General features: G+C 57.9%; 26 protein-coding genes. 7 read left to right on the top strand and 19 right to left on the bottom strand.

Features of this window, described 5'->3' with window-relative positions; translation table 11 throughout:
* Positions 1–3: 3 nt before the first annotated feature.
* Positions 4–1,146: a DUF3095 domain-containing protein gene (locus tag ACR0AJ_RS12060; protein WP_170349624.1), complete on the bottom strand. Its 1,143-nt coding sequence runs from the start codon at positions 1,144–1,146 to the stop codon at positions 4–6.
* Between the two features lie 142 nt (positions 1,147–1,288).
* Between ACR0AJ_RS12060 and ACR0AJ_RS12055 the strand changes: the two genes are divergently transcribed.
* The 4 genes from ACR0AJ_RS12055 to ACR0AJ_RS12040 all read left to right on the top strand — a co-directional run bounded on the left by ACR0AJ_RS12055 (position 1,289) and on the right by ACR0AJ_RS12040 (position 5,744).
* Entirely contained in the window at positions 1,289–2,461 is a 1,173-nt protein-coding gene (locus ACR0AJ_RS12055) for an MFS transporter (protein ID WP_480740910.1), read from the top strand.
* A gap of 33 nt (positions 2,462–2,494) precedes the next feature.
* Positions 2,495–3,532, top strand: a complete 1,038-nt coding sequence (locus tag ACR0AJ_RS12050) for a glycosyltransferase family 4 protein (protein WP_170550205.1) — start codon at positions 2,495–2,497, stop codon at positions 3,530–3,532.
* Positions 3,533–3,642: 110 nt separating this feature from the next.
* Positions 3,643–4,665 (top strand): aspartate-semialdehyde dehydrogenase, encoded by a 1,023-nt coding sequence (locus tag ACR0AJ_RS12045; protein WP_170349621.1) that lies wholly within the window; start codon positions 3,643–3,645, stop codon positions 4,663–4,665.
* A gap of 161 nt (positions 4,666–4,826) precedes the next feature.
* Complete coding sequence (locus ACR0AJ_RS12040; RefSeq protein WP_480647591.1) at positions 4,827–5,744, top strand: endonuclease/exonuclease/phosphatase family protein; 918 nt, start codon at positions 4,827–4,829, stop codon at positions 5,742–5,744.
* Positions 5,745–5,804: 60 nt separating this feature from the next.
* Here ACR0AJ_RS12040 and ACR0AJ_RS12035 read toward each other — a convergent pair whose 3' ends face one another.
* Together ACR0AJ_RS12035 and ACR0AJ_RS12030 are read right to left on the bottom strand one after the other, a co-directional pair.
* Positions 5,805–6,341: an SRPBCC family protein gene (locus ACR0AJ_RS12035; RefSeq protein ID WP_480647590.1), complete on the bottom strand. Its 537-nt coding sequence runs from the start codon at positions 6,339–6,341 to the stop codon at positions 5,805–5,807.
* Positions 6,342–6,446: 105 nt separating this feature from the next.
* Complete coding sequence (locus tag ACR0AJ_RS12030) at positions 6,447–7,097, bottom strand: carbonic anhydrase (RefSeq protein ID WP_170349618.1); 651 nt, start codon at positions 7,095–7,097, stop codon at positions 6,447–6,449.
* Between the two features lie 144 nt (positions 7,098–7,241).
* Between ACR0AJ_RS12030 and ACR0AJ_RS12025 the strand changes: the two genes are divergently transcribed.
* From ACR0AJ_RS12025 to ACR0AJ_RS12015, 3 genes are all read left to right on the top strand, one after another.
* Entirely contained in the window at positions 7,242–7,631 is a 390-nt protein-coding gene (locus tag ACR0AJ_RS12025; protein WP_170349845.1) for a hypothetical protein, read from the top strand.
* A gap of 63 nt (positions 7,632–7,694) precedes the next feature.
* On the top strand, positions 7,695–9,077 hold the full coding sequence (locus tag ACR0AJ_RS12020; protein WP_480647588.1) for a leucyl aminopeptidase family protein: 1,383 nt from the start codon (positions 7,695–7,697) through the stop codon (positions 9,075–9,077).
* Positions 9,074–9,811: a C40 family peptidase gene (locus tag ACR0AJ_RS12015; RefSeq protein ID WP_480638414.1), complete on the top strand. Its 738-nt coding sequence runs from the start codon at positions 9,074–9,076 to the stop codon at positions 9,809–9,811. The genes ACR0AJ_RS12020 and ACR0AJ_RS12015 overlap by 4 nt, the downstream gene beginning before the upstream one ends.
* Here the strand turns inward: ACR0AJ_RS12015 and ACR0AJ_RS12010 are convergent.
* The 16 genes from ACR0AJ_RS12010 to ACR0AJ_RS11935 form a co-directional block, all read right to left on the bottom strand.
* Positions 9,808–10,158 (bottom strand): DUF2794 domain-containing protein, encoded by a 351-nt coding sequence (locus ACR0AJ_RS12010; protein ID WP_170349615.1) that lies wholly within the window; start codon positions 10,156–10,158, stop codon positions 9,808–9,810. The two genes, ACR0AJ_RS12015 and ACR0AJ_RS12010, sit on opposite strands and share 4 nt — an antisense overlap.
* Positions 10,159–10,234: 76 nt before the next feature.
* Positions 10,235–11,899, bottom strand: a complete 1,665-nt coding sequence (locus ACR0AJ_RS12005) for an ABC transporter permease (protein ID WP_480647584.1) — start codon at positions 11,897–11,899, stop codon at positions 10,235–10,237.
* A gap of 121 nt (positions 11,900–12,020) precedes the next feature.
* The gene (locus ACR0AJ_RS12000; protein WP_480740908.1) at positions 12,021–13,256 is read right to left on the bottom strand and encodes a phenylacetate--CoA ligase family protein; all 1,236 of its coding nucleotides are present in this window, start codon (positions 13,254–13,256) and stop codon (positions 12,021–12,023) included.
* Positions 13,257–13,260: 4 nt separating this feature from the next.
* On the bottom strand, positions 13,261–14,094 hold the full coding sequence (locus tag ACR0AJ_RS11995; RefSeq protein ID WP_170349612.1) for an ABC transporter ATP-binding protein: 834 nt from the start codon (positions 14,092–14,094) through the stop codon (positions 13,261–13,263).
* Positions 14,095–14,096: 2 nt separating this feature from the next.
* Positions 14,097–15,326 carry a patatin-like phospholipase family protein gene (locus ACR0AJ_RS11990; RefSeq protein WP_480647580.1) on the bottom strand — a complete coding sequence of 410 codons (1,230 nt, stop codon included), beginning with the start codon at positions 15,324–15,326 and terminating at the stop codon, positions 14,097–14,099.
* A 64-nt stretch (positions 15,327–15,390) separates the two neighbouring features.
* Entirely contained in the window at positions 15,391–16,674 is a 1,284-nt protein-coding gene (locus tag ACR0AJ_RS11985; protein ID WP_170360980.1) for an ABC transporter substrate-binding protein, read from the bottom strand.
* A 73-nt stretch (positions 16,675–16,747) separates the two neighbouring features.
* Entirely contained in the window at positions 16,748–17,824 is a 1,077-nt protein-coding gene (locus ACR0AJ_RS11980) for a branched-chain amino acid ABC transporter permease (protein WP_170349609.1), read from the bottom strand.
* 3 nt (positions 17,825–17,827) lie between these two features.
* Entirely contained in the window at positions 17,828–18,085 is a 258-nt protein-coding gene (locus ACR0AJ_RS11975) for a hypothetical protein (protein ID WP_170349608.1), read from the bottom strand.
* A complete protein-coding gene (locus tag ACR0AJ_RS11970) occupies positions 18,082–18,336 on the bottom strand; it encodes a hypothetical protein (RefSeq protein ID WP_480740906.1) in 255 nt (84 codons plus the stop codon). Before ACR0AJ_RS11970 ends, ACR0AJ_RS11975 begins: the two co-directional genes overlap by 4 nt.
* Positions 18,337–19,323, bottom strand: a complete 987-nt coding sequence (locus tag ACR0AJ_RS11965) for a branched-chain amino acid ABC transporter permease (protein ID WP_480647578.1) — start codon at positions 19,321–19,323, stop codon at positions 18,337–18,339.
* 29 nt (positions 19,324–19,352) lie between these two features.
* Positions 19,353–20,171 (bottom strand): ABC transporter ATP-binding protein, encoded by an 819-nt coding sequence (locus ACR0AJ_RS11960; RefSeq protein ID WP_170376430.1) that lies wholly within the window; start codon positions 20,169–20,171, stop codon positions 19,353–19,355.
* Between the two features lie 78 nt (positions 20,172–20,249).
* Complete coding sequence (locus ACR0AJ_RS11955; protein WP_480647796.1) at positions 20,250–22,193, bottom strand: AMP-binding protein; 1,944 nt, start codon at positions 22,191–22,193, stop codon at positions 20,250–20,252.
* Positions 22,194–22,582: 389 nt separating this feature from the next.
* Entirely contained in the window at positions 22,583–22,780 is a 198-nt protein-coding gene (locus tag ACR0AJ_RS11950; protein ID WP_170360986.1) for a hypothetical protein, read from the bottom strand.
* Positions 22,781–22,975: 195 nt separating this feature from the next.
* On the bottom strand, positions 22,976–23,374 hold the full coding sequence (gene mutT / locus ACR0AJ_RS11945; RefSeq protein ID WP_170349603.1) for an 8-oxo-dGTP diphosphatase MutT: 399 nt from the start codon (positions 23,372–23,374) through the stop codon (positions 22,976–22,978).
* 55 nt (positions 23,375–23,429) lie between these two features.
* The gene (gene argJ / locus ACR0AJ_RS11940) at positions 23,430–24,656 is read right to left on the bottom strand and encodes a bifunctional glutamate N-acetyltransferase/amino-acid acetyltransferase ArgJ (protein ID WP_480705406.1); all 1,227 of its coding nucleotides are present in this window, start codon (positions 24,654–24,656) and stop codon (positions 23,430–23,432) included.
* Between the two features lie 5 nt (positions 24,657–24,661).
* Positions 24,662–25,510 carry a peptidylprolyl isomerase gene (locus ACR0AJ_RS11935; protein ID WP_170349601.1) on the bottom strand — a complete coding sequence of 283 codons (849 nt, stop codon included), beginning with the start codon at positions 25,508–25,510 and terminating at the stop codon, positions 24,662–24,664.
* Positions 25,511–25,528: the final 18 nt, after the last annotated feature.

Raw genomic sequence — 25,528 nt, 5'->3', positions numbered from 1 at the left:
GCCTTAGCCCTGCATCCCTGCCGCGGCCTGCGCGTAACCACCCGAAGCTCCATCGACGAAATGCACATGATCATCGCGCGTGGCCGAGGGCACGAAACAGGTCATCATAGCCTCATCCTGCACGTGCAGACCATAGCGAACCTTGCCCTGCCCGCGCGCTTGTTCCAGCATCACGCGGATCTGCGATAAGGTGGCCGGATCGCAATCCAGCGTCATTTTCAACCCATCATCGAATTTGCGGAAATCGGCATTGCGACTGACCATGTGTTTGTAATGCTCGGGGTCGAACTGACCCAATCGCTTTCCGGTCTTGAACAGCAGCGCAATCAGCAGGTTTTGCCCCAAAAGTTTGAGTTTCTGCGCAAACAGGTTGCGCCCGGCCCGTGACACACGCGCATCAAGCGCGACATCGGGGGGTGGCCAACTGATTGGTGGGCCGTTTTCTGGCACGGGGTGGCCTGCGCGCTCTAACCGATCGGCCGCGGATAGGACGGATTGAGACAGATCGGCAAAATCGCTTTCGGTGGCTTTGGAAGTCGGCTGCACCACGACCGAGACGATCATTCCATGCCGCGCCCTGCTATTGGACCAGCGACAGGACAGGCCGGTAAGGTCGGGCTGCGCGCCGGGGTCGGCGGGCGGCACTTCGAACTGGCCTTCTTTCATCTGCGCCTCAGCCCAGGCCAGCCCGCCCCCCGAGAACATGGCGTAATCCACCCCGTCTGACGGCGCATAGCGTGCCACACGGAGGTCTTTGCCCGCCATGCGGATTTCGGACACAGGCACCAAGGCCCCGCGCAGAGTAATCCCAAACTCCTCGTCCGCCCAGCGCCGAAGCTGGGCCAGGACCGTTCGGCCCGTGTCAACCGCGCTGGCGGGTATGGCAAATCCGGCCCCGTCGCCACCGAAGACATAGGGAAACTCCTGCCCCTTCAACCCGTTGATCATGCCCGAGATCACAGCCGCGCCGACCATATTGACGGTTTTATAACGCCCTTTGGCAATCTCACCGGTGGAATCAACGATATCGGCCACGCCCAGCGCCCAATCATCCGGCACAGCGGTAAACCGCGCAGGCTGAGCCAGTCGAGTAAAGTCCCGCTGCAGGGGAAGGCTGTCATAAAAGGCGGCCTGGGCGTCTTTCATCTGCACCTCGGGGTGATGGGTAAATAGTTAGATAGACCGAATGTGAACGCTGTCCGGTGAAAACAGTATAGCACACGCGCTTGTGTGGCGCATCGTGACGTGCGAAGCATTTCCGCGCAGGCGGGGGTAGAAGGGACGAAAAATGAAGGCAGGTCTGGTAGTCTTGTGCCTGGGCTATGTGCTCAGCCAGTTCTTTCGCGCCTTTCTGGCGGTTCTCAGCGTTGATCTGGGCCGCGATATCGGCGCCACACCCGAGGATCTGGCCTTTGCCTCGGGTCTTTGGTTTCTGATCTTTGCCGCGATGCAATTGCCGGTGGGATGGGCTCTGGACCAGGTCGGGCCGCGCCTGACCTCGGCCGTTCTTTTGCTGGTCGGCGGCGCAGGTGGCGCAGCCCTGTTTGCCGTGGCCCACACGCCGTTTCACATCGCCATCGCCATGGGATTGATCGGGGTCGGATGCTCGCCTGTTTTGATGGCATCTTATTATATCTTCGCGCGGGAATACCCGCCCGCCCGCTTTGCGACATTGGCCGCCGTGATGTTGGGGGTTGGATCGGTCGGCAATCTGGTGGCCTCATACCCCACTGCGCTGGCGGTCGAACTGGTTGGATGGCGCGCAACGATGTGGGTGTTGGCGCTGTTTTCGGGGGCTATCGCACTGGGTATCTGGTTCACCGTGCATGACCCAAAACGGGTCGAGATCGAACACAGGGGGTCCGTGCTGGATCTGCTGAAGGAACCCGCGCTTTGGGCGATCCTGCCTTTGATGCTGGTCGCCTATGCACCCTCGGGCGCCACACGAGGGTTGTGGGCCGGACCGTACCTAAGCGATATATTCAACCTAAACACCACTCAGATCGGGACGGCGACTCTGATCATGGGCGCGGCGATGATTGCAGGCACCTTTGCCTACGGGCCGCTTGACCGGATGCTAGGCACGCGGAAATGGGTGATTTTCGGCGGCAATGCGTTGGGCACCGTGGCGCTGGTGCTGTTGTGTCTGTGGATCAACAACGCCGTCTGGGTATCAGTGGTTCTGATGGCGGTGATTGGGTTCATGGGGGCCAGCTTTCCGGTGATCATGGCGCATGGCCGCGCTTTCGTTGCACCGCATCTGGTTGGGCGCGGCATGACCTTGCTGAACCTCTTTGGCATCGGAGGTGTGGGGCTGGCCCAATTTATCACCGGACGCATTCACGCGGCCACGGTGGACATAAGCCCGACCGCACCCTACACAGCGATATTCGGCTTTTTCGCAGTCGCGCTTGCCATCGGGTGCGTGATTTATCTATTCAGCCGCGACAGCATAGACTGATCCCGCCTCGGATCATCGGGTATGGAGAGCTCAATGCAGGATATCGAAGTTCTGGCGCCGAACCTGAAACATAGTCTTTCGGGAGTGACCACAACTGTTATCCGGCTGCTGCCCATCCAGTTAAAGCTGATCAACATCCGCGCCACGGGCCCAGGGTTGCCAGATAATATTCCGCATATTCCCCTTTGGAAGACTCTGTTTTTGCCCAATCGTGCGCCCATCGTCTGGCATGCGCGTCGCAACACCGAAATGCTGATGGGGCTGTTCCTAAGGTCCGTATTCCGCCGCAACTATAAAATGCTGTTCACGTCGGCCGCACAGCGCGATCATTCGGGATTTACCAAAAAACTGATCTCGAAAATGGATGCGTTGATTGCCACCACACCACAGGCGGCCTCATTCCTGCAACACCCGTCGAAGGTGATCATGCATGGCGTTGATACGCAGATCTTCCACCCGGCCGAGGATAAGGAAGCACTGCGCGCCAAGCTTGGATTGCCAACCGGGACGTTGATAGGGTGCTTCGGGCGTATTCGACCCCAAAAAGGCGTCGATCTGTTGGTCGATGCAGCGATCAAGGTGCTGCCATCCTTTCCCGATGCCAAAATTGTCTTTACCGGCAATGCCACGAAAGAATTCGAAGCCTTCCAGCATGAACAGGAAACCAAGCTGAAACAGGCCGGGCTGGCCGACCGTGTCCGGTTTCTGGGCGAACGCCCGTGGGAGGAGATCGTCGAAACCTATCGCGCGCTGGATTTGTTCGTCGCCCCTGCCCGCCATGAAGGGTTCGGCCTGACCCCGCTTGAAGCGATGGCATCAGGCGTTCCGGCCATCGCCTGCCATGGCGTTGGCGCCTTTAGTGCGCAGATTCAGGACGGAGTAACCGGTCGTTTGGTGAAAAAAGACAACGTTGATGCGCTGGCCGAGGCTTTGCACGACATGCTGAGCGACCCAGGCAAAATGGCCGCCGCCGGAACCGCCGCCCGCCAGCATATCGAACAGAATTTTCGAATCGAAGGCGAGGCAGAAGAGATCGTCAAGGTATACCGATCCCTGTTAGCGCAAGACTGAGGCCGGAAACGCCTCAAATCGCCGTCATCCTCGGAATAATGGCGCGATTCCTCTTTTTTCTTTGCTGCAACGCGGCTATGAACGCGCGTCCTTAACTTTGGAGACATGAAATGGGCTATCGCGTCGTAGTCGTCGGCGCCACGGGTAACGTGGGCCGCGAAATGCTGAACATCCTGGCGGAACGCCAGTTCCCTGTCGATGAACTTGCTGCCCTGGCAAGCCGTCGTTCGCTGGGGACTGAGGTGACTTTTGGCGACAAGACCCTCACGACCAAAGACCTGGACACATTCGATTTCACCGGCTGGGACATGGCATTGTTTGCCGTGGGGTCCGAGGCCACCAAGGTTTACGCCCCCAAGGCGGCCGCGGCTGGCTGCGTGGTGATCGATAACTCGTCGCTCTATCGCTATGACCCGGAGATTCCGCTGATCGTGCCGGAATGTAATCCGCAGGCGATTCACGACTATAAGAACAAGAACATCATCGCCAACCCCAACTGCTCGACGGCGCAGATGGTTGTCGCGCTGAAGCCGCTGCATGATCGCGCCAAGATCAAGCGCGTTGTCGTGTCGACTTATCAGTCGGTTTCGGGTGCTGGCAAAGAGGGGATGGATGAGCTGTGGGATCAGACCAAGGCCATCTACAACCCCACCACCGAGGTTGAACCGAAGAAGTTCCAGAAACAGATCGCCTTCAACGTCATTCCTCAGATCGACGTCTTCATGGAAGACGGCTCGACCAAGGAAGAGTGGAAGATGGTTGTCGAAACCAAAAAGATCGTCGATCCGTCGATCAAGGTTACTGCTACCTGCGTTCGTGTTCCGGTGTTCGTCGGCCATTCCGAGGCGGTGAACATCGAATTCGAAGAATTCCTGGACGAAGACGAAGCCCGCGACATCCTGCGCGAGGCACCGGGCATCATGGTGATCGACAAGCGCGAACCCGGCGGCTACGTCTCGCCGATCGAATGCGCAGGCGATTTTGCCACCTTCATCAGCCGCATCCGCCAGGATTCGACGATCGAAAACGGCCTGAACCTGTGGTGCGTGTCCGACAACCTGCGCAAGGGCGCGGCGCTCAACGCTGTGCAGATTGCCGAACTGCTGGGTCGTGAAGTCCTGAAAAAGGGCTGATAAACATATCGAATGTGCCATGTTGGATGACGTGGCACATTCCACCTCTGCCTGTTGACAAAGACAGGCTGGCTTGTCACCAAAATGACGCGCTTTGACAGCGGGACATGTGACACAGCAAACCACATGCATTGCCCCGAACAAAGCGACAGAGGCAGAGCATGCGAGTTTTGACCAGGCACAGGATTGTACGAAACCTGATCATAGGCTGCGCAAGTATGCTGATGGGTCTGGTCATTATTGGCTTTACAGGCCCCGTCATTGCAGCTGGGGATTCGTTCGCCCTGCTTCGCCCGCTGGCCGGCGTTCTGCTTTTACCATGCGCCGTGATTTTGCTGTGCATGCGCGCGCGTTACGTCGCTTTGAGCGCGATAGCCGTCGCCGTCCTCGCGATTGGGTCAATCGCAACCAGCTATGCAGCGCCCTCAGGTGATTGCAACGGTGCTTGCCTGACGTTGTATCAAAAGAACCTCATGAGCCAGGCCTGGCCACGCTATCCCTTGGCCGATGACATAATAGAATCCAACGCCGAGATCGTGACCTTGCAGGAAGTGTCCAGTCACAATCGCAAGTTCATGAGAAACATGTTCGAACATTACCCGGCAAAATCGATCTGTGAATTTCGCCCCGAACAAAACGTCGCCATCTTGACCACATTGCCAATTGTCGAAGGTTCCGAGTTTTGCCTGGAAGGGTATGGGCTTGTCGGGGTGCAGGTTAAAACCCCCGGCGGCGGTCTGGTTTGGGTTGTATCCGTACACCTGAACTGGCCGTTTCCTTACGACCAATCCAAACAAAGCCAAGTGATTGCTGATCGCATTAAGGAACTCGACGGGCCGGTTCTGATTGCCGGAGATTTCAATATGGTGCCCTGGGGCCAAAGCGTTCAGCGGATCGCGGCGGCAGCAGACAATCAAAGCTTTGGAACTATCTTGAACACTCATAACCTTGGCAGCTGGCAGATACCCTTGCCAATCGACAACCTGTTGTTCCCGAAAGGAACAACGGGAACGGTTGAGTTGCGCCCCTTTATGGGCTCCGACCACCTTGGAAAGCTCGCCCGAATTCGATTTGAATAATCTGCCCGACCGTTGCGCCGGGCTGCATAGATCAAAACCTGCGGCGCAAAACCTATTGGCTTAGGTCTGTCCTTCGACCAGCGCCTTTAGATTGCTCAGTCCCTGTTCGTAATCGCCGCCGACCCACTTATCCATCATCAACCCCATCCAGCGTGCCATCGGGTTCATCCCAAGATCGGATTCAAGCCCCCAAGTTACCTGAGTCTGATCGCCTTCGGGCGCCAGCTCAAACGACGCCGATGCCGTGCCCATCGGACCAAAATCCAGCGCGGTTCTGACGGTCTGATCCGGAACACTTTCGATGATTTCCTGAGTGCCGCTGCCGACTTGTGGATGCTCGGAACTCCAGCTCAGGGTATTGCCCACCCCAGCTTCGGGTCCGCTATAGGACAGTTGCGTTTCCGGGTCCCGCGCCAGCCAGGGAGACCATTTCTCGGTCTCTTGCATGGAATTCACATAAGGAAAGATGGCGCTGGCCGGGGCATCGATGGTGATGCTGCGCGACACGATCGCCTTGCCGGGCAGCAGGTATGAGACACCGATCAATAGCAAAACAAGACAGATTAGAAAAAGGAAAATACGTTTGATGACTCGCATATCGCGCCTCTAACCCAAACCTGGATCAGGCCACTATACCAAAAAAGGGCGCAGAATCAGAGACCTGATCCTCCGCCCACTATTTGCGCAACATTTCAGCGCCGCTTAGACGACGACGAATTTCTTTTCCTGCGGATCATAGCTTTGCAGCCCGCCTTCGCCGATATCGGTCCACAACCCATGCAGGCTGAGCGAACCATCCTGCACCGCAGAGGACACGAAGGGAAAGGTCATCAGGTTCTCAAGCGAGGCCACAACCGCCTGCCGCTCAAACTGACGCGCCTGTTCAACGCTGTCCTCGACATCGGCGACCAGGTCGTATTTCGGTTTGAGGATATCCATCCAGCGGCCCACAAAGCTTTCTTTGGCTTCCAGTTGCGGGGCCTGCCCCTTGCACATGTCGATACAGCCCTGCACACCACCACATTGCGAATGGCCCAGCACGATCAGATGCGCCACTTTCAGAGCGGTGACCGCATATTCAATCGCCGCACTGGTGCCGTGATGATCACCATCCGGTGCATAGGGCGGCACCAGGTTGGCAATGTTGCGGTGAATAAAGAACTCACCCTGATCGGCCCCGAAGATCGAAGTGACATGGACGCGGCTGTCACAACATGAAATCACCATCGCCCGTGGACGTTGTCCTTCAGTGGCCAGACGGCGATACCAGACTTGATTTTCAGAATATGTGGTGGCTTTCCAGCCGTGATACCGCTTGACCAAATAGTTCGGCAAAGGTTTGGCGTGATCCATTTGAAAGTCCCTGATTTGTTCGCTGGGGGCTGCTCTACCCCGAATTCGCAGAAAATTCGAGCGATTATCCCCCGCGAATGCAAGGTTTTGCAAAGGAATTCGCGGTCAAAGTCGGTCCATGCCGTGGGGGCACAAAATATTGGGGTGAATGTGGTGGATAAGATACTCACGCTTGAACACAAGGAAACCGTTCGTCTGGATCAGGACCGGCTGAATGGATTGTACCGGCAATTGGGCGACAAGAACGCATTGGACGTTTTGTGCCGTACGGTCGAGGAACTGGCCGTGCGCCTGTCGAACTGCGAACGGTTCTGGCGGCAACGCGATTGGGCCGGGTTGCGCAAATGCGCGCGGTCGCTGGTGGCGATCGCCGAACAGATCGGCATGGTCGCATTGGCCCGCGTCGCCGGAGATGTGGCGCAGTCCGTGGATGCAGGGGATGCCGTTGCCACCGGCGCCACCCTGTCGCGGCTGATCCGGGTCGGTGAAAACTCGTTGACGGTGATCTGGGATCAGCAGGACCTTTCGGTCTGACGGGGCTTGCGGACGGGCCGTGGGCGGCTAGGCTGGGCGCAAATCGAACAAGCCGAGATTTCCATGACCCTGTCCTTCGCTTCCTCTTCTGATCCATCGCTTCCGCTGCATGTCATCGCACAACCCGATCTGGAAGGTTGGCTGAGCGATCAGCCAGACCATATTCCAAACTGGGTCAGGGCCAGCGGGTTCACCGGCGCGCTGGGTCAAGCATTGCTGATTCCCGGACCGGAAGGCAAACCCGAATTTGCGCTGGGGGGATATGGCAAAGCAACAGGCCGGGTGCGCAAGCGCTTTCCGCTGGCCGCCGTGGCCGAAACCCTGCCAGAAGGCACCTATCACATTGCTTCTGGCGTCCCATCCGAGGTGTTAGCGACCGAATGTCTGGGCTGGTTGCTGACCGGCTATGCGTTCAACCGCTATGCCAAGCAATCTCCGGCCAACGCCCGGCTGATCGCGCCCGAGGGCGTCGACGCCACGTTGATCGAAGTTTTGGCCCAAGCCGAGGCCCTGACCCGCGATTTGGTCAACACGCCCACCGCAGATATGGGTCCGGATCAATTGCAAGCTGCGGCAGAGGCGCTGGCGCAGGAATTCGAGGCGTCGTGCGACGTGATCCGCGGCGCGGCGCTGTTGGATCAGAACTTTCCGATGATCCACGCCGTTGGCCGGGCATCCGCGCAGGACCCCCGGCTGATCGAGATAAACTGGGGCAGTGTCGGTCCCAAGCTGACATTGGTCGGCAAAGGTGTGTGTTTTGATACCGGTGGGTTGAACCTGAAACCCGGCAACTCGATGGGCTTGATGAAGAAGGACATGGGAGGATCGGCCAATGTGCTGGGCCTGGCCCGGATGATCATGGCGTTGAACCTTCCGCTGCAACTGCGGGTGTTGATCCCAGCGGTTGAAAATTCGGTGGCCGGAGACGCCTTTCGCCCCGGCGATATCCTGACCTCGCGCAAGGGCTTGACGGTTGAGATCAACAATACCGACGCTGAGGGGCGGCTGGTACTGGCCGATGCGCTGACGCTGGCAGATGAGGGGGAGCCGGATCTGGTAATCTCGATGGCCACGCTGACGGGTGCCGCGCGGGTGGCCGTTGGCCCCGATCTTGCGCCGTTTTACACCGATGACGACAGTGCTGCCGATGCTTTGGCACAAGCAGGCAGGCAGGCCGCTGATCCGGTTTGGCGGATGCCGTTCCATGAACCCTATGAGGCAATGATCGAACCCGGCATCGCCGATCTGGACAATGCGCCTCCGGGTGGGTTTGCAGGCTCGATCACCGCCGCGCTGTTCCTGCGTCGGTTTGTGGGCAATAGTCGTTACATGCATTTCGACATCTACTCGTGGCAGCCCAGCAAGGTCCCGGGTCGCAGCAAAGGCGGCCTCGGTCAAGGCCCCCGCGCCATATTGACCGCCCTACCCGAGATTCTGGGCTTATGACCCAACAGCGCATCATAACCCCCGTCGCTGACCTGTTGCGCCGCCCGGATGGTCCGCGGGACCGGCAGCTTTTATTCGGTGACACCGTCACCGTCCTTGAAACGCAACAGGGTTGGGGCCGGATCACCGCCGACAAGGACGGTTACCCGGGCTGGGTAAACCTGGATCATTTGGGGGCACCGGTGCCCGATACGCATTGGGTCACGGCGCCTGCGACCCACGCCTATGCGCAGCCGGATATGAAAAGCCCCGACCGGGTCTCGTTAAGTTTCGGCAGCAGGGTTCAGGTTCTTTCGGAAAATGGCCGGTTTCTGGAAACTGAGCTGGGATTCATCCCCGCCGTTCATGCCAAGCGCAACGCCATCCACCTGACCGATCCGGTTTCCGTGGCCGAACTGTTTCTGGGCACACCCTATCTTTGGGGCGGCAACAGCCGGTTCGGATTGGATTGCTCGGGTCTGGTGCAGGCTGGGCTATTGGCCTGCGGCACGCCTTGTCCCGGCGATAGCGGCGATCAAGAGCGTGAATTGGGCGAGGCCCTGCCCGCTGGGACGGAACCGAAACGCGGCGATCTGCTGTTTTGGAAGGGTCACGTCGCCTGGGTCTATGGCGACAACATGCTGCTGCATGCCAATGCCTATCACATGGATGTGACGTTCGAGCCGATGGATCAGGCTATCACGCGTATTCTGGAACAGGGTGATGGGCCAGTGACCGCCCACAAACGGCTCTAATCAAGGTCGACCGAGCGAATCAGCTTGCGTTCCAACACCCTTAGAACCGTGCGCAAATCCTGGCCGCGTTTCAGGATGCGGCCATCCATGCCAACCACCGAATACATCCCCTGCCTTTGCCGCAGACGTGGATGTTTCTCGACCCGGTAAATCGGATGTTCTGCCGTTCGCCGAAAGATGGAAAACACCGCCATGTCGCGCAGGTTGGAAATTCCGTAATCGCGCCATTCTCCGGCGGCGACCATCCTGCCATAGACGGATAGAATATGGGACATCTCGTGCCGGTTAAACGCGACGGGCATCTGGGCCGAGTTTGCAGAAAACCGGCTGGGAGGCTGCATGTTCATACCCCAAGCCTTGCCGGAAATTGCGTTTGAATCAAGCCCAAGCACAACAGGATGTGATTTTTTGGTTCGCCCTGTGCTAGCGCCGCCCGACCTGACGGCAGATCAGAATCACCGGCAACAGCCCCACCGCAAGGATCACCAGCGAGGGCACGGCGGCACCCTCCAACCGCTCATCCGAAGCCAGCCGATACGCCTGTACCGCCAGCGTATCAAAATTGAAGGGCCGCATGATCAAGGTGGCGGGAAGCTCTTTCATCACGTCGACAAAGACGATCAGCAGCGCCGTCAGCAGCGAGGGCGTCAGGATTGGCAAATGCACCCGTCTCAGCGTTCCCAACGGGGTCTGGCCCAGCGACCGTGCAGCGGCGTCCATGTTGACATGCACCGTGCTTTGCCCACCCTCATAAGCGCTGAGCGCAGCGGCCAGAAAACGCACCATATAGGCCGCGATCAGCAACCAGATTGACCCGGTAACCAGCAGGCCGGTCGAGATATCGAAAGTTTCGCGCATCCAAGCATCCAATGCGTTGTCGAAACTGGCAAAAGGCACCAAAAGGCCCACCGCGATTACACCGCCCGGCACTGCATACCCCAGCCGCGCGACATAACCTGACGTGGCGGACCCTTTGCCCGGGCGCAACCGCTGATAGAACCCTATGCAAATCGCCGCAAAAACGGTGACGACGGCGGCCGTACCTGCCAGCGTTAACGAGTTCTGGATAAACCCGATATAGCGCCGCGACAGCAGGTTCTGTTCCGATTCAAGACCCATCTGCACGAGAATGAACACCGGCAGCAAAAAACCCAATAGCACCGGAATGGCACACAGCGTGAACCCCGCAACTGCAAACCAACCTTTAATCTGCTGTGCTGGCAGTGGGGCGTGGCTTTTACCTGCCTGGTAATATTTTGCCTTGCCCCGCCGAGTGCGTTCGATCACTGCCAGCAGCAACGCGAAACCCAGCAGACACATGGCCAATTGCGCGGCGGCAGCGCGGTCTCCGATCGAAAACCAGCTGGTATAGATACCGGTGGCAAAGGTCTGGACACCGAAATAGGCCACGGTACCAAAATCGGCGATGGTCTCCATGATCGCCAGCAGGACCCCGCCGGCAATTGCCGGGCGCGCCATTGGCAAGGACACATGCCAGAACGCCAGCCAAGGGCTTTTTCCCAACGCCCGCGCGGCCAGAAAAGCAGTCGAGCTTTGCTGTAGAAAGGCGGCGCGGGCCAACAAATAGACATAAGGATACAGAACCAGGATCAGCATCACCGCCGCGCCCCCGGTCGAGCGAATCTCGGGGAACCAATAGTCGCGCGGGCCCCAGCCGGTCACCTCGCGCAGGGTGGTTTGAACGATGCCGGGGTGATCCAGAATGAACGTATAGGCATAGGCCAGAACATAGGCCGGAAAGGCCAGTGGCAAGACCAGTGCGATCTCAAGAAAGCGGACGCCCGGAAAGCGGGTCATCGTCACCAGCCAGGCCGCGCCCACACCGATGGACAAGGTGCCGATGGCGACCAGAACCACCAAAATCAACGTTGTCAGCGCATAGCCGGGCAGAACCGTATCCAGCAGGTGTGAGATCGTTTCCGTCCCACCCGTCACCGCTGCCAGCACAACAGCCATCATCGGAAGCAGACAGGCCGCAGCCACCAGATAGGCCACCACGGCCACCAGCCGGGTGCCAAACACGCCCCGATTGCGCGTTCCGTGTTCTGAGTATTCGATTTCGGCCATGTTTCCGGTGTTACAGGCAAAGAGGCGCAGGTTTCGCCTTTAATCGACTAAAATGCTAAGAAACACCAGTAGGCAGAGGAACAATTCTACGGCACAAACTGCCGCAGAACCCTTTGTTGGACTATTCGTAAACGCGTTGATCCTCGATCACCAACCCGTCCTTGGGCAGCGACCCGGGGGCCACAACCTCAATCGCGCCTTTCAGTTTCAGCACCTCAATTACGGATTTGGCATAGGTCACGTCATCGTCGCGTGGACTTTCGATCTGAACGGTCATCGTGTCCATTTCCCCCTGTCGCGCGGCGATGACACGGGCTTTGACGATCTCTGAATGTTTGTCGACCAGCGCGGCCACCTGTTCAGGACGCACGAACATGCCTTTGATCTTGGTGGTCTGATCGGCCCGTCCCATCCAACCCTTGATACGCAGGTTGGTGCGGCCACAAGGCGATTGTCCGGGCATGATCGCGGACATATCACCGGTGGCAAACCGGATCAGCGGATAATCTGGGTTTAGCGAGGTCACCACGACCTCACCCACCTCACCCGTTGCAACCGGGGTGCCTGTGCCGGGCGTGACGATTTCGACAATCACATGCTCGTCGATGATCATTCCCTCCATCGCGTGGCTTTCATAGGCGATATTGCCCAGATCGGCGGTGGCATAACATTGCAGACAGGAAATACCCCGGTCGGCATAATCCTGACGCAGCGATGGGAACAGCGCGCCACCACCCACCACGGCAGAAGAAAAGTTCAGCTCCACGCCCATCTCATCCGCTTTGTCCAGAATGACCTTCAGGTAATCCGGAGTACCCGCATAAGACGTACACCCCACATCACGCGCCGCAGTGACCTGCAACTCGGTCTGGCCGGTACCGGCGGGCAGCACAGCGGCCCCAACAGCCCGCGCACCACTTTCAAAAATCATCCCAGCCGGGGTCAGGTGATAGCCAAAACAGTTATGGACGATATCTCCGGGTCCTACGCCTGCCGCATGCAGGAACCGGCCCATGCGCCACCAATCGGGATCAGTGCTGCCGGGCTCATAAATCGGGCCCGGGGACTGAAAAACATGGTGAAAATGCCGCGCCGGTGTGACCGTGAACCCGCCAAACGGCGGCCGCGCCGCCTGTGCCTGCGCCAGTTCAGATTTGCGCAGCACTGGCAGTTTCACCAGATCCTCGGCCGAGGCAACAGCACTGCAATCAACCCCTGCAAGATGCGCCGCAAAACCGGGCGCGGACAACGCCCGCTGAATTTGAACACGCAGCGCCTGAGCCTGATCGGCAGCGCGCTCGTCGGCTGAACGGGTCTCGAGCGCGTCGTAGTAGTTCTTCATGACCAGATCCTCCATCCGCTTACAGCCACCTTTTGCGGCGGCGGTATGAGCGCACGTCACGGAAGCTTTTGCGCCCCTCGTCGGACATGCCCAGATAAAACTCTTTCACATCCGGGTTTTCGCGTAGATCGGCCGCCGGGCCGTCCATCACAACACGCCCCGATTCCAGAATGTATCCGTAATGTGCAAACCGCAGCGCCACATTGGTGTTCTGTTCGGCCAGCAGGAAGGACACGCCCTCTTTCTCGTTCAAATCCTTGACGATGCCGAAAATCTCTTCGACCAGCTGCGGCGCAAGACCCATCGATGGCTCATCCAGCAGGATCGTTTCTGGGCGCGACATCAAAGCCCGACCCATCGCCACCATCTGCTGTTCCCCGCCCGAGGTATAGCCCGCCTGCGACCGGCGCCGTTCGGCGAGACGCGGGAAATAGGAATACACAAGTTCAAGATCCTGCTGGATCGCCGCGTTGCCATCCTTGCGAGTATAGGCCCCGGTCAGCAGATTTTCCTCGACCGTCAGGTGTTCAAAGCAATGGCGGCCTTCCATCACCTGAATGACGCCCTTTTCCACCAGATCGGCCGGATCGCTTTCATGCACGCTGGTGCCGCGATAGGTGATCGTACCCTTGGTGACCTCGCCCCGTTCGGACTGCAGCAGGTTCGACACCGCCTTGAGCGTCGTGGTCTTGCCCGCCCCGTTGCCGCCCAGCAAGGCGGTGATCCCACCCTTGGGCACGGTCAGGCTGACGCCCTTCAGCACAAGAATGACGTGGTTGTAGATCACCTCGATATTGTTGACCTCCAACAGGGTTTCGGCCTGTACATCGGTGGTTTGTGCCGCATCCAGCATCGTCAACTCCCGTAGATTTCGTTGATCTTGCGCTCCACCTCAGCCGCGGTCAGCCACGGGATGGGTTGAGAGCTTGTCATGTTCTTCCCCGCCTCGAACAAGGCCCCGGTGATACATTTGTCAAAAAGGGGTTCGGGGTTCTTGCAATTGAGCGCGGGCAGTTCAGGCGCAACCAATGCCTTAAAGGTCCAAGAGGGGTTCTGTTTCACAACGCGAAGGGTTCGGTCGATCGACTCGCGAAATCCCTGATCGGTGACCAGTTGGAAATTCCGGCCTGCCAACGCGAGGATACCGGGTCCTGGGTCCTTTTCCGCGACAACCAGGTCACCGTTCACCAGCAAAGTTACCCGAACGTCAAATTGTTGGCCTGTGCGCTGCGTAGCTGTTTGCTGACCTTTAGCCAGGCCTTCCAGAAACACATGCTGGCGCACACCTGCATCCGCGTATAGGCCCCCATTGATCTTGCGAGGCGGGAACAGAACCGGAATGGCCGAGCTGGCCAGAACCGCCTCGGACACGCAATCCTCTTTTGTCGCGAAATCATCTGGGGTGGTGGCCAGATACTGACCGATATCCATGATGTCGAACCGCCCGGTTTTCAGATTGACCGCGCCGACCACCACGCTGTTGACCTCTTGCCCGGATTGGCCCGGATCGGCCCGCTCGGCGATACGATCCAGCAGAGGTTCGTCAATTTCACTTTCGACCAGCCGTTTCAGTTTTTTGGTGCTGAAGACAGAGCTGGCCAAAGGAATCGGTGGCACGATTTGCAGCGACAGCACATCGTTCAAATTGATCCTGGTATTGGATTTCAGGCGCGCGTCAAACGCCGATCCCGCAAATGCCAGAGGGGTAATCAAAGCCCCGGCGCTGGCCCCGGTCACGACGTTGAAGTCTGGCCTGCCGTTTTCTGTCCAGCCGGTCAGAACGCCTGATGAGAAGGCACCATATTGCCCACCGGTGGTCATAGCCAGAATTTCGACGGGAATGCCCCGCCCATCGCGGTCAAGGTTTGCACGTTGCGCGGCCTGACCTTCGAACACCCGGGCAAACAGATCCGCAGTCGCATCCACATTCGGCGCTGAGCTGCGCCCGACAACGGATTTCGCCGGAACAAAATCTCGGACAAGCCCGGTGCAGGTCGGCCCGTCGATCTCGGGCGCGCTGCACGCAGCAAGCCCAAGTACCGCACTCAGCACTATCCCTGTTCTTATCCGGAGAAACTCCAGCATCACCGCGTGTCCTTGTTTGGGGGTTGGGGCGGCAGATCACCGCCGCCCCTGTTTTTGTTGCGCTTTAGTTGCAGCGCCCCTCGAGGTTGTTTTCCGACGCGTAAGCTGCGGAATCCTCGTCGATAAGCGCACCGATCACGTCACCATCTGTTGGTTTGAAGTCAGAAATCAGCGACCAGGTCTTGTTCGCCGCGTCCCACTGCGTCACACCAACCAGAGCGTCGCCGCCGTGGTTTTTGCACGAGACCGAGAAGGTCGGACCAAAGTTCGGCAGGCCCAGCTCAGCCATTTTCTCTTCGGTCATTTCAAGCGCTTCCATACCGTCACGCATGTCAGCCGGAGTGATTTCGGCATTGCCCGAAAGCTCTTGTGCTTTCTTAATGGCTTCTGCAGCCAGCACCGCAGCGTAAAGGCCTCGGTTATACAGAACCGTCCCAACCTGATCGCCTGCACCGGCAGCCTTGCCAGAATCGACCACATATTGTTGCAGGTCAGCAAAGACCGGGAAATCCGTGCCCACATTGTGGAAGGTCAACGCCTTGTAGCCATTCGCGGCCTCACCCGCAGGCACAACGTCATTTTCCGAGCCGGACCACCAGATACCGATGAAATTCTCCATCGGGAAGCGGATGTTCGCGGCTTCCTGTACCGCAACCTGGTTCATGACGCCCCAGCCCCACATCAAGACATAGTCAGGACGGTCGCGGCGGATCTGCAGCCATTGCGACTTCTGCTCTTGACCGGGGTGATCGACCGGTAGGGCCGCCAGCTCAAAGCCGTGCTTCTTGGACAGTTCTTCCAGCGTGCGGATCGGCTCCTTGCCGTAGGCCGAATTGTGGTAGACCAGAGCAATTTTCTTGCCGCTCAGATCGCCACCGTTTTCTTCCAACAGATAGTTAATCGCACCTGACGCCCCGTCCCAATAGTTGGCCGGATAGTTGAACGTGTGGCTAAAAACGTCGCCATTCTTAGCCGAAGTCCGGCCATATCCCATCGTGTGCAACGGGATATTGTCCGCGGTCACTTTTGGGATCAACTGATAGGTGATGCCCGTCGACAGCGGTTGATACACCAACGCGCCTTCGCCCTTGGTTGATTCGTAGCACTCAACCCCTTTTTCGGTGTTGTAGCCGGTTTCGCATTCGACCACGCGGATCGGCACGCCGCCAATGCCGCCATCCCGTTCGTTCAACAGGGTGAAATAGTCGTTATACCCGTCCGAAAACGGAATGCCGCCAGCTGCATAGGGCCCAGTCCGGTAGCTGAGATCAGGGATTACCAAATCCGCCAGAGCCGGTCCTGCGGCCATCAGGGCGCCAAGCGCCGCGGTTGCCAGTGTCAATTTCATCGGGTGTCTCCTCCCTTGGTTGGTCCGATGTTGGGGTCGGGCTTTGCACCCGTTATCTGATTGGGCCTGCCCCTTAGTGCGGGAACGGCCAGAGTCTGAGTTTCTCTTTCGCCACGCGCCAAAGCTGCGCCAGACCGTGTGGCTCAAGGATCAGGAACATGATGATCAGCGCGCCGACAATCACCAGCTGCAGATGCGCCACAATATCGGTGGGCCAGCCCAGCCAATCGGCGCCAACAACTTTCAGCACCACGGGCAGCAACACCAGAAACGCAGCGCCCGCAAAGGATCCGAAAATAGACCCTAACCCGCCAATAATGATCATGAACAGCACCAGAAATGATTTCTGAATGCCAAAGACCTCACCCACTTCGACAGCGCCCAAATAGACGGCAAAGAACAGCGCCCCGGCGATGCCCACAAAGAACGAGCTGACGGCAAAAGCGGTCAGTTTCGCCTTCAGCGGGTTCACCCCGATGATCTCGGCGGCGATATCCATGTCGCGGATCGCCATCCAGCTGCGCCCCGTGGTGCCACGCGTCAGGTTGCGCGCAATGATGGCGCTGACCGACAGGAAGATCAGGCAGAACAGATAGGTGGCCCAGGCCGGTGCATTCGGGCCGGTGATGATGATGCCGAACACGTCACGCTCGGGCGCGTTGATCTGGCCCGAAGCGGAATAGTTGTAGAACCACGGTACGCGGTTGAAAAGCCAGACCAGAAAGAACTGCGCGGCCAGAGTTGCCACCGCCAGATAGAACCCCTTGATCCGCAGGCTTGGCAGGCCGAACAGCACGCCGACAATGGCGGTGATCCCGCCCGCCAGAATGACATGTATGAACATGCTGACATCCGGGAACGCGGTCATCAGCTTGTAGCAGGCATAGGCCCCCACGGCCATGAACCCCCCGGTGCCCAAGCTGACCTGACCGCAATAGCCCACCAGAATGTTCAACCCGATCGCTGCAATCGCGTAGATCAGAAACGGCAACAGCAACGCATTGGCCCAGTAATCATTGATGAGGAACGGAATAATCCCAAAGGCCACGGCCAGCACGACATAGTACCGATACCGGTCGAACTTGATCGGAAAGGTCTGGTTGTCATCGATGTAGGAGGTTTTGAAATCCCCGGCCTCACGGTAGAACATAACTTACTTCTCCCACTCTTCCTGTGCCCGGTTACGAGCCTCGGCATCCAGTTGGTTTGTGCCCTTGGCGTATCCGCTCGCCTCGGAGTTGCGCACCAGTTTCATGTAGGCCAGAACGCCCGTGATCAGCCCGGCAAAAGCCAGTATCGCGGCCACGACCAGCTGGCTTTCGGTCAGATCTTCCGAGGTGACGGCGATATAGCCAAAGGCCCAGAACCCTGCCCATGCGATGACGTTGATGATGGCGATCAGTTTGGTCATGTAGCGACCCCGCGGCTTTTGACGTTCAGCCAATGCACCACAGCAGCAAAAGCTGCGTAGAAGAACAGCGAGTCCAAGGCTCGCAGATAGCTCACAATGAGCAACATCCTCATCTCCCACGCTGTATCGCCAGGCATCGCTATGCTTGAACCAGACAGGTTGAGTTCAAAGCAGTCACCAAGTGACCGCGCGAACCCATAGGCCAGCAATGCAATTGGCAACGTTTTGAAGAGGGGTTCCAGCTTATCCATCTATACTCTCTCGATAATTTTCTCACCGAAGAGACCTTGCGGACGAAACACCAGGAAGATCAACGCCAAAACGTAAGCGAACCAGTTCTCGGTCGCGCCGCCGACCAGCGGGCCGACGGCGAACTCGAACAGTTTCTCACCCACACCGATTATCAACCCGCCGACAATGGCACCTGGGATCGAGGTAAACCCGCCCAGCATCAGCACCGGCAGCGCCTTGAGCGCGATCAGCGACAGCGAGAACTGCACGCCCGACTTGGTGCCCCACATGATGCCCGCGACCAGCGCCACGAACCCAGCCACCGACCAGACCATGATCCAGATGAAGTTCAGCGAGATGCCAACCGACAGTGCTGCCTGATGGTCATCGGCCACTGCACGCATGGCCCGGCCCTGTTTGGTGTACTGGCTGAACGCCACCAAGGCCGCCACCAGCAGCGCCGCAATCACGGTCGCCACGATGTCCAGATTGTCGAGGAAGAAGCCATAACCGAAGATGTTAAAGGTGCTCTCATCAATCCACAGATTGATGCCCTGCGGCAGGCCCACATCCAGCGTCTTGATCTCGGACCCCCACATCAGGTCGGCCACACCTTCAAGGAAATAGGCCAGCCCGATGGTGGCCATGAACAGGATGATCGGCTCTTGCCCTACCAGATGACGCATGACGAACCGCTGTACCGCCCAGGCCAGCAATACCATGACACCCATGGTCAAAAGGATCGCCACAAAAGCGGGCACATTCCACCCGAAGGTATGAACATGCGTGCCAAAAGTTGCATTTATCACATGCGCAAAGGGCACCTGCCCGTTCATGACCCCGACCAGCGTCATCGCCGCAAACAGCGCCATAACGCCTTGGGCATAATTGAAAATCCCCGAAGCTTTGTAGATCAGAACAAAGCCCAGCGCGACCAACGCATAGAGCACCCCGGCCATCAGACCGTTGAGGATGACCTCCATCGCGAATACGAGTTGTTCAGGCATCTGCGCCTCTCCCCATGTCTGTCCGATGCTCAGTCATGACTGACCCCCAGATAGGCGTCGATGACGTCCTGATTGCTGCGCACCTCATCCGGGGTGCCGTCGCCGATCTTTTTTCCGTAATCCATCACGACCACGCGATCGCTCAGGTCCATCACCACGCCCATATCGTGTTCGATCAAGGCAATGGTGGTGCCGAACTCGTCATTCACGTCTAGGATAAAGCGGCTCATGTCCTCTTTTTCTTCGACATTCATGCCCGCCATCGGCTCATCCAGCAGCAGCAGCCTGGGTTCGGCCGCCAGCGCACGGGCCAGCTCGACCCGCTTTTTCAACCCGTAGGGCAGGCGCGACACCGGCGTTTTGCGAATGTGCTGGATTTCCAGAAAATCGATGATCTTCTCCACTGCCTCGCGGTTTTCCACCTCTTCCGCTTCTGCCTTGCCCTTCCACCAGGCCTGCTGAAAAATGTTGGTCTTCATAAAGTTCAGCCGTCCGGTCATAACGTTGTCCAAAACGCTCATACCTTCGAACAGAGCAATGTTCTGGAACGTCCGCGCAATGCCTTGCTGCGCGACCTCGAATGGCCGCATCGGTGGGCGCTTGGCCCCGTGAAACCAGACCTCACCCTCTTGCGGGACATAGAACCCGGAAATCACGTTCAACATCGAGGATTTACCTGCCCCATTCGGCCCGATGATGGCGCGGATCTCACCCTCGCGAATATCAAACGAGATATCCTTGATTGCCACAACACCGCCAAAACGCAGAGTGATGTTCTTCATCTCCATCACCACGCCGCCGATCTTGCGGCCGTCTTCGGTGACATATCCTTCGGAACTATCCAGCATCAGTCACTCCCTGACCTACGCAAAAACGGGATGGCGGGCGGGGCGATGACCGCAGGTCGAGCGGCGCTCGGCGACCCATCATTCCGCAGCCACTTTATGTTGAGCGACCGGTACAACCGGCGCATCTACGATCTCAAGCGTCGCGCTGATCGATCCCTTGCGGCCGTCCTCATAGGTCACTTCCGTTTTGGTTGAGACGGTCTCTGACCCGTCATACAGCGCCGCGATAATGTCGCTGAACTTGTCCTCGACAAACCCGCGCCGCACTTTCCGCGTGCGGGTCATCTCGCCGTCATCCGCATCCAGTTCCTTGTGTAGAACCACAAAGCGATGCACCTGACAGCCCGACAGCATCTCGTCGGCGGCAACAGATTTGTTCACCTCTTCCACATGTGCCTTGATGGTCTCTAACACCTGTGGATTCGCCGTCAGTTCTTGATAAGACCCGTAGGCCACGTTGTTACGTTCCGCCCAATTGCCCACTGCTGTCAGGTCGATATTGATAAAGGCCACGCAGCGATCCTTGCCGTTTCCAAACAAAACAACTTCAAGGATGTCAGGATAGAATTTCAGCTTGTTCTCGACGTATTTCGGCGCAAACATCGACCCGTCGGCCATCTTGCCCACATCCTTTGCGCGGTCAATTATCCGCAAATGCCCTGAGTTCTCTTCGATGAAACCGGCATCGCCAGTGGCAACCCATCCCTCGGCATCTTTGGTCGAGGCCGTGGAATCCGGGTTTTTGAAATACTCAACAAAAACACCGGGCGAGCGATAGTGAATTTCTCCCTTGTCATCGATCTTCAACTCGACATCCGGCGCAGGCACACCAACCGTATCCGCGCGTACTTCGCCGTCCGGTTGCACGGTGATGAACACGGTGGCCTCGGTCTGGCCGTAGAGCTGTTTCAGATTGATGCCAAGGGATCGGTAGAAATCGAAAATCTCGGGCCCGATGGCCTCACCCGCTGTATAGCCCACCCGGAACCGACCATAACCCAGCGTATCCTTCAGCGGGCCGTAGACCAGCAGATTGCCCAGCGCGTATTTCAACTTATCACCGAGGCCCACGGGTTTGCCATCCAACAGCAAACCTCCGACCTTCTTGGCATGCGCCATGAAGTGATGGAACATGCGCTGCTTCAGCTTGCCCGCGTCCTCCATCCGGATCATCACATTGGTCAGCTGTGTTTCGAACACGCGCGGCGGGGCGAAGAAATAGGTCGGTCCGATCTCGCGAAGATCGGTCATCATCGTATCGGCGCTTTCGGGGCAGTTCACGCAGAACCCGCACCAATAGGCCTGACCGATGGAAAAGATAAAATCGCCCACCCAGGCCATCGGCAGGTAGGACAGGATATCCTCGCTCTGGGTCAGATGATCGAACTCGGCTGAATTCTTGGCGCTTTCGATGACGTTGCGGTTCGACAACACCACACCCTTGGGCTTGCCGGTAGTGCCCGAGGTATAGAGCATCACGCAGGTATCGTCATAAGTGACCGCAGCAATGCGCTTGTCCAGTTCCGCATCGAACCGGGCGTGACCGGCACGGCCTTCGGCCATGATGTCGTCCAGCGCGTTCATCTGGGAATGGTCGTATTTCCGCATCCCCCGCTTGTCGGTATAAAGAATGTGTTTGACCTGGTGCAGGTTTTCCTGAATCTCGATGACCTTATCGACCTGCTCTTGATCGCCGCAGACAACGTATTTTGCACCGCAATGTTCCAGTACATAGGCCATCTCTTCGGCCACCGCGTCCTGATACAGCGGAACTGGCACCGCTCCGACCATTTGCGCAGCGACCATCGACCAATAATGCGCCGGGCGGTTGCGACCGATCACAGCAATATGGTCGCCCTTTTCAACACCCAACTCGAGAAACCCCAACGCGATGGCACGAATTTCCTTAGTCGTCTCAGCCCAAGTCCAGCATTGCCAGATGCCGAATTCTTTCTCTCGATAGGCCGGGGCGTCCCCGAACTGTGTCGCGTTTCGGTGTAGCAGCGCAGCAAGGGAGTGCATCCCCTCGGCGCCCGACTGCGTCTGAGCCAATCTTCCTCTCCTCCACATCCGACCTCTCCCCGGGCCGGAAAAAGCGGACCCGAGGATCAACCCCGGACGCCAACGCCCGATTAAGGGACGCTTGCACGATCAGCGTCAACTTTTTCCTGATGTTTTCTCAATTCTTACGAATTGTAACAACCAAGACGTGGTGAAACCTGACCAATCTTGGGTGTGAAAATTGCAAACCTAAACCAAACGAACAGATAAACAGCCCTGACCTACTATCAAATGCTCTGATCGTCAGGAACGATTTGCCGCCGCAGACATCGGTCTTGCGGAGGTCTTCTAATGGCTAAATATTCTGGATTACCACATAAGACACGGCGCGTTGGGCGCTGGTAAAAAATTCAGAAAATCGCGTGTTGATGAAGGCCGACAACAACAAAGGCCGACGCCGCAATGACCAATGCAGACGCGAAATACTTGAAACTTAGCTGTTTCTTTTCAGGCTTCATCGTCCATGTCGCCCATTTGTTTTGCAATTCATTGTTGGTGGAACTTGTATCGCTTTTCATAACATCACCAATCCGATCTGCGCCATTCAATCTGCGTAGCCGCCCCTGACCTTATCATTGAGTAATTCTGCAGACAGGCACCATTAGGTGTTTTCGACTCGCCGTAAGCTAACAGAGTTTGCATCAACAATATTAAATACAGAAGCAACGCGTTGTTCACATTGCATTCACATTCTCTTGGTTGAAAACGGAACTGATTTCGTTCCGACGTCCAATCTGACGGACTTACAGCCAGTCCCGCAAAATTGGGATCAGCGGCACATCCGCTGCAGGCATCGGGTAGTTTCGCAACTCATTCGCGCGCACCCATTTCAGTGCCTGCCCTTCTTTAGACTGCGGGATCCCCTCCCACTTGCGGCAGGCAAACAAGGGCATCAACAGGTGAAAATCGTCATAGCTGTGACTGGCGAAGGTCAGCGGGGCAAGGCAGGAGGCCCAGGTGTCGATGCCCAGCTCCTCATGCAATTCGCGGATCAAGGCGGCTTCGGGCGTTTCTCCGGCTTCGATCTTGCCGCCGGGGAACTCCCACAAGCCCGCCATGGATTTACCTTCCGGGCGCTGCGCCAGCAACACCCGGCCCTCGATGTCGATCAGGGCGACGGCAGACACTAATACGGTTTTCATGGTCGCAATCCCGGACGCAAAACCGGGCTCCACTTTTGCTGGAATTGCTCCGGTTTCACGAGCGATAATCCGCGTTGATCTCGATATACCCGTGGGTCAGATCGCAGGTCCAAACGGTGGACTTACCTTCGCCCAGCCCCAGGTCGACCGAGATCACCAGATCCTGACCTTTCATATAGGCGGCGGCGGCGTCCTCGCTGTAATCGGGGCTGACCCAGCCTTTCTCGGCCACCAGAATGTCACCGAAAGAAATGCTCAGCAGGTCCCGATCCGCCGCGGCACCCGATTTTCCGATGGCCATAACAACGCGGCCCCAGTTCGGGTCCTCGCCCGCAATTGCGGTTTTGACCAGAGGGGAATTGGCAATGGCCAACCCATGCACCTTGGCATCTGCGTCCGAGGTGGCCCCAGTCACGCGGATTTCCACGAATTTAGTCGCACCTTCTCCGTCGCGCACTACCTGCTGCGCCAAATCCAGCATCACGCCTTCCAGTGCCTCGGCAAAGGCGGCATTGCCCGTCGCATCCACGCCTGACGCCCCGGTCGCGCACAGCAACAGGCTGTCCGAAGTTGAGGTATCGCTATCCACCGTGATGCAGTTGAATGTCCGGTCCGTCTGCGCGCCTAGCAGCGCCTGCAGCGCCGACTGTTCGACCTGCGCATCGGTGAAAATGTAAACCAGCATCGTCGCCATATCCGGGGCGATCATGCCTGATCCCTTTGCAATCCCCGCAATAGAGACTGTTTTTCCATCAATCTCGACCTGCGCGCAGGATCCTTTTGGGAACGTGTCCGTGGTCATGATCGCGCGCGCGGCATCCTCGACCGCGTGACGGCTGAGGCCCGCTTTCAGAGCCTCAAGCTGCGCCACGATACGCTCATGGGGCAGCGGCTCACCAATTACGCCGGTGGACGAGGTAAAAACCCGTTCGACCGGAACACCGGTGGCCTTGGAAACTGCCTGCGTCACCTCGGCCACCGAGGTCTGACCATAATGACCGGTAAAGGCATTGGCATTGCCTGAATTCACCAGGATCGCAGCTGGTCCCTCGTTGGTTCCGCCGATCTTGTCCTGACAGTCTAGGACAGGGGCCGCGCGTGTGGCGGAGCGGGTGAACACCCCCGCCACCGAAGTGCCGGGATCCATCACCGCCAGCATAACATCAGTACGGCCCTGATAGCGCACACCGGCCTCGACCGTGGCGAACCGCACACCATCAATCGCGGGCAAATCGGGAAAGGCCGCCGGGGCCAACGGAGATACCTTGGTGATCGTGGCCACGGGGGTTACTCCTGAAGCAGTTCGATCTGACGCAGCGCCTCGGGGCCAGCACCCTCGGGGGCGGGACGATCGATGTCGGCCTCGCGGGTCAGCTCGTCGATCCGAGCCTGAATGACGCCCTGTTGCAGGGTTTGGGTCAACTCGGCGCGTACCTGTTCCAATTCAGGCGCTTCGGTTTTGCGCTTGTCGTTCAGGGTGACCAGATGCCAGCCGAACTGAGTTTTCACCGGCTCGGAAATCTGGCCTTTGTCCAGCGCGATCACGGCCGCCTCAAATTCCGGGACCATCTGACCGGGTCCGAACCAGCCCAGCTCACCCCCGTTCGGGCCCGACGGGCCGGTGGAGTGTTCTTTGGCCATCTCGGCAAAATCGGCGCCGTCATCCAGCTGTGCCTTGATTTCTTTGGCTTTGTCTTCCGTTTCCACCAGAATATGGCTGGCGTTGAACTCGTCCGAACCTTCGAAATCTGCGTACTGGGCGTCATAGGCGTCTTGTATCACGTCGTCGGTCAGGTTTTCGTCGATCAACGCATCCACCGCCTGCACCGCCCGCATGGATCGCGTCTCGTTTTCCAAGGCCAGAGTGTTCAGTTTGCTCAAAGCGTCCTGCTGCTGGCTCAACAATTGTTGCTGGATCAGCTGATCCAGAATCAGATCATACAGAACATCGTCTTCGATCTGCTGGTACTGCTCGGGCAGCGCGGCTGCGGTGGCGATGATGTGACCCAATGTGATTTCATCACCGTTCACACGAGCGACCACGGTGGCGGCATCAGGTTTGGTTTCGGCGGCCAATGGCAGGGCCATCACAGCAGCAAGCGCCAGCGATGGCAGAAAAGTGAGGCCTTTGGGCATGGAATCATCCTATTTCTT

The organism is Ruegeria sp. CJ9, from assembly GCF_056536625.1.
The sequence above is the reverse complement of the archived record's forward strand: the minus strand, read 5'-3'. Positions and strand labels throughout refer to the sequence as shown.